Here is a 5,334-nt window from a genome sequence, read left to right on the forward strand (position 1 = left end):
TATAACAAGAAAATGGTGCACAGTGTTTTAAATGTCATTCGGATTGCGAAGCAATCTCATGATTTTTTATGTTTAGGAAATATTATATATACACTGACATCTAATCAAAGCTATGTTATAATGTTTGGTGCTGTTTTTAGAATAATTTTATAGATAAGAAAAATTGTAGAAGGAGAAATGCCATGTATTATTTCGATAATAGTGCAACAACAAAGCCGACAACTGAGATTCTGGATATTTATCAGAAAGTGTCATTAAATTACTTTGGGAATCCCTCAAGTGCACATAAACTTGGAGAAGAAGCTAAAGCTTTAATGACATCTGCACGCAGACAAATTGCTACAATATTAGGCTTTGAAAGCAATGAAATTTACTTTGCTTCAAGCGGGACCGAAGTGAATAACTGGGTCATGCAACCGATCTTAAAAGCAATTAAACAAATTCATCCTAATAGAAACAAGGTATTAATTTCTTCGATTGAGCATCCAGCTACAATGAAACAAATTCCACTATTAGAATCATTGGGTTACCAAGTGGAGCTGATAAACGTTGATGGCAACGGACAGATTGACTTGGCTCACTTTGAATCTTTACTAGATAATGAAGTTCTACTAGTGTCAGTCATGGGCGTAAACAATGAAGTTGGAGCGATTCAACCTGTTAAAGAAATCGCAACTTTATTGCAGAAATTCCCACAAGTGATTTGGCATATGGACGGCGTTCAGACCATCACTTCACAGATCGAATTACTGCGTGAACCACGCATTGACATGATTACTTTATCAAGTCATAAATTCCACTCAGTGCGCGGGGTAGGCATACTAGCCCAACGTCAACGTGTTCCTAACATGCCTTTACTTCATGGTGGTGGACAAGAGACAGGTAGACGTAGTAGTACTGAGAATTTAGCGGGAATAGTGGCGACAAGTCGAGCGCTAAGAAAAATGAATGAAATCCAAGTAGATACAAAAGAAAGATTAGCAGACTACCGCAGTAGAATTATTGATACGTTAACAAATCTTGATTGGCAGGTATTTGCTGAGGCAACTGGTAGTGAGCATATTGTCTGTGCAGCCTTAGCACCCGTTCCGGGCGAAGTGTTATTACATGCCTTAGAAGCACATGATGTTTTTGTATCAACGACAAGTGCATGTGCAAGTCGCTCACACCAAGAACACGCGACGTTAAAAGCCATGAATATACCTGATGAGATTAGTAAATCAGCGATCAGACTGAGTATGGCACATACAACAACAGATAAAGACGTTGATTATTTACTTACAACCTTAGAACAAGTAACCGAACAATTTAAGAATTACGCCTAAAGGGGAGTTATAATGGAAGAAAAACAAATTAAAATTCATTACGGAGAATTATCGACAAAAGGTAAAAACCGTAAAATGTTCCAACAGAAGATGGCGGAACAAATTAGACATAAGACAAAACATATTGAACGTATTAAAATTTATCCAAACCGTGATTTTATGTTTATTAAATGGGAACAAGCAAGTTACGAAGAGCTCATTGAAGTATTAAAAGATATCCCAGGAATTTCACGTTTTGAACCAGTTTATCCTGTCGCAAAAGACATGGATGCAATTAAAAAAAGAGCTTTAGAATTATTTAGTGAATTGAATATTCAAGACGGTGAATCCTTTAAAGTAGTGGCTAAACGATCAGATAAAGAATTTGAACTTGATACGTACGCAATTCAACGTGAAGTCGGAGATGTTATCGGGGAAGCCTATCAAAACTTAGCCGTTAAGATGACACGACCAACCTATAAACTGACAGTGAGTATCCACCTTAAAGATGAAGCTTACTTAAGTTTATTATCCTACCCAGGACTACAAGGGATGCCATACGGTTCAAGTGGGCGCGGTATGTTAATGTTATCGGGTGGCTTTGATTCACCCATTGCAGGGTATTTAATGATGCGCCGTGGGATGGAGATTGAAGCCGTTCACTTCAGTAGTCCACCGTATACAAGTCCACAAGCTTTAGAAAAAGCGAAAAAATTAACCGCTAAATTAGCACACTTTGGAATGCCAATTAAGTTCCACAACGTCCCATTTGCTAAAATCCAAGAAGAAATCAAAGCGCATGTACCGGACAGCGAATCCATGACTGTAATGAGACGCTTTATGTTGCGAATCATGGATCAACTCATTGAACAAAATAATGCGGACGCAATTGTTAACGGGGAATCTTTAGGACAAGTCGCTTCTCAAACAATTAAGAGTATGCGTGTCATCAATGAAGTGACATCAACCCCGATCTTCAGACCATTAATTGCGACAGATAAAAACGAAATCATCGCCTTAGCTGAGAAGATCGATACCTTTGATATTTCAAATGAACCTTATGAAGATTGCTGTACAGTATTTGCACCAACAGCGCCTCATACGAAACCAAAACAAGAAAAAATTGAAGACTATGAACTTGCTCTAGATGTCGAAGCCTTAGTAAAAGATGCCGTTGAGAATACACACATCGAAAAAATCGATGAAGATTATATAAAAAACCAAGAAGCTGATTTTGCAAACTTACTGTAATAGGCAATCAGAATCTTTGAAGTATTCACTTGCAAGCGATATAATAACTATAGTATTAAAATATGAAAGGGAGTTATATCATGCAAGTAACATTTAAAGGCGATCCAATCGAAGTTAAGGGTACTCAACCTTCAGTAGGGGACAAAGCACCTAACGCAACAGTTACTAACAACAAAGGTGACAAAGTAGAATTAGCAGATGTCATTAAAGGCAATGTAACAATTCTAAGTGTTGTACCTGATGTATTAACTCGTACATGTGAATTACAAACTAAGAACTTTGCTGAGAAAACAGCTGACAAAGGTTATAAATACATTACACTAGGTCGTAATACAGTGGATGAATTTAATGAGTGGAATAAAGAAAACGAACTTAATGTTGATACTTATACGGATGCTGATGGAGAATTCGGTAAAGCGTATGGTTTAGATATTGAATTAGGTGGAGACGTTCGTACAACGCGTTCTGTATTTGTTGTAGATAAAGATGGAGTCATCCAATACAAACAAATCGTCGACGAGGTTGCTGACGAACCTGATTATGACTCAGCTTTAGAAGCTGCAGATAAACTATAATATAAGTTATATCCCAAAATACAATGACTAATTAACCGCCCAAATATTATTTTGGGCGGTTATTTTTGCTTTTAGCTATATTTTTGGCATGTAGAAGTAATATTAGACAGACATTTAGAAGGAATAAAATAAAATTATAATAAATCTAAAGCCTTTTTGTAGAAAATGTACTATTATATATTAAAGGGGTGATTAGGAATGAATAATAAATATTATGCACTTTTAAAGGAGAAATTTCCGACTAAGGAAAGTGTACTAACAGAAATTATTAATTTAGAAGCAATTATGCAATTACCTAAAGGGACTGAGCACTTTGTGAGTGACTTGCACGGTGAGTATGTCGCTTTTAACCACGTTATGCGTAACGGTTCAGGGAGTATTAAGGAAAAGGTAGCAAGCTGCTTTAAAGACCGTGATAATGTAGATATTGACGATTTAAGCGTATTAATCTATTACCCAACAGGCAAGATAACATTGGAAGAGAATCGTTTAAATAGCGAAGAGATTATTCATTGGTATCGTAAACAAATTCATTTATTAATTGAAGTAACTTTATTCTCAAGTACAAAATATACTCGTTCGAAAGTGAGAAAGACGTTAGACTCACAGTACCGTTATATTATTGATGAATTACTTTCAGAATCGAATCCAGTTTCAAATAAAGAAGATTACTTTGATACAATTATTGATAAAGTCATTGAATTAGGACAAGCGAAACCATTAATCCGTTCTTTATGTATTGCGATCCAACATTTAGTCGTTGATCATTTACACGTTGTTGGAGACATTTATGATCGAGGACCCGCACCAGATAAGATTATTGACCGTTTAATGGCCGTGCCAAGTATTGATATCCAATGGGGGAACCATGATATTATTTGGATGGCAGCGATGGCAGGTTCACTTGTTTCAATTATGAATGTGATTCGTATCTCATCTCGTTACAATAATTTAGATGTCATTGAAGAGTCATATGGAATTAACATTAGACCATTAATTGAGTATGCAGATAAATACTATGAGCCTATCGATAAATTCAATCCTAGACTGAGCGATATCAATGAAGTTTCTGAATTAGAATATCGAATTTTAAATATTATCCAACAAGCAACAAGTATTCTTCAATTGAAACTAGAGGGACAACTGTATACTAGACGTCCTGATTTTATGATGGAAAATCGTGACATGTTGAGTGCCATTAATCCAGAAAAAGAAACAATTAAGATTGAAGGAAAAGAGTATGCTTTAAGTAACTTCCATGCACCAACAGTAAACTGGGATAATCCTAATGAGCTAACAGAGGAAGAAGAAGCATTACTTGAGAAGCTAAAAGATTCATTCTTAGGAAGTGAAAAACTTAGACGCCACATTAACTTCTTATTGGATAATGGAGGAATGTATTTAGTTTACAATAACAACCTACTTATTCATGGTGGAATTCCAATGCATGAAAATGGCGACTTTAAATCATTACGTATTGATAATATGTCTTATGCTGGAAAAGAGTTACTCGATTTCTTTGAAACTCATGTCTACAAAGCTTTCATTAATAGAGAAGTTTCAGATGATTTCTCAACGGATATTATGTGGTATTTATGGTGCGGAGATTCGTCTTCCCTATTTGGAAAAGGTGCGATGAAGACATTTGAACGTTATTACGTCGAAGATAAGGAAACGCATAAAGAACCTAAGAACCCGTACTACCAATTAAGAAATAATGAGATTAATTGTTTAGATATTTTACATGAATTTGGGCTGGATAAGACAGCACATATTATTAATGGTCATACACCCGTCAAAGCAAAAGACGGCGAGAGCCCAATTAAAGGAAATGGTCGCTTGATTGTAATTGATGGAGGTTTCTCAAAACCTTATCATTCACAAACTGGTATTGCCGGCTATACTTTATTATCAAACAGTTGGGGAATGCAGTTAGTAGCTCACCAACCATTTGATTCGATTGATGATGCGGTGATGAATAAGAAAGATATCGTATCAGTTAAACGTTTGGTTGATCGTGTAGAAGACCGAACAAGAGTTAAAGAGACAACCGTTGGCGAAAGACTTCAAAAAGAGATTGCTGATTTAGAGGAACTCTTTAAAAATTACGAGCGTTATTAATTAGAACTCTTTATTTTTGGCTCTTTGTCAAATAGGGTTGATGACTCATTTTAATCAAGATCAAGCAGCATAAGTTGTTGCTT

At 35.8% G+C, this 5,334-nt stretch carries 4 protein-coding genes; all 4 read left to right on the plus strand.

Annotation, left to right across the window (positions count from 1 at the left end; genetic code table 11):
• Positions 1 to 182: 182 nt before the first annotated feature.
• Positions 183 to 1,325, plus strand: a complete 1,143-nt coding sequence (locus ACFO5Y_RS05655; protein ID WP_197105344.1) for a cysteine desulfurase family protein — start codon at positions 183 to 185, stop codon at positions 1,323 to 1,325.
• A 12-nt stretch (positions 1,326 to 1,337) separates the two neighbouring features.
• Entirely contained in the window at positions 1,338 to 2,555 is a 1,218-nt protein-coding gene (thiI, locus tag ACFO5Y_RS05660) for a tRNA uracil 4-sulfurtransferase ThiI (RefSeq protein ID WP_197105343.1), read from the plus strand.
• 80 nt (positions 2,556 to 2,635) lie between these two features.
• On the plus strand, positions 2,636 to 3,130 hold the full coding sequence (locus ACFO5Y_RS05665) for a redoxin family protein (protein WP_138403618.1): 495 nt from the start codon (positions 2,636 to 2,638) through the stop codon (positions 3,128 to 3,130).
• A 198-nt stretch (positions 3,131 to 3,328) separates the two neighbouring features.
• Complete coding sequence (locus ACFO5Y_RS05670; protein WP_138403617.1) at positions 3,329 to 5,251, plus strand: fructose-1,6-bisphosphatase; 1,923 nt, start codon at positions 3,329 to 3,331, stop codon at positions 5,249 to 5,251.
• Positions 5,252 to 5,334 lie beyond the last annotated feature (83 nt).

The sequence above is a fragment of the Ruoffia tabacinasalis genome (genome assembly GCF_042652985.1).
GTDB classification, from domain to species: Bacteria; Bacillota; Bacilli; order Lactobacillales; family Aerococcaceae; genus Ruoffia; species Ruoffia tabacinasalis.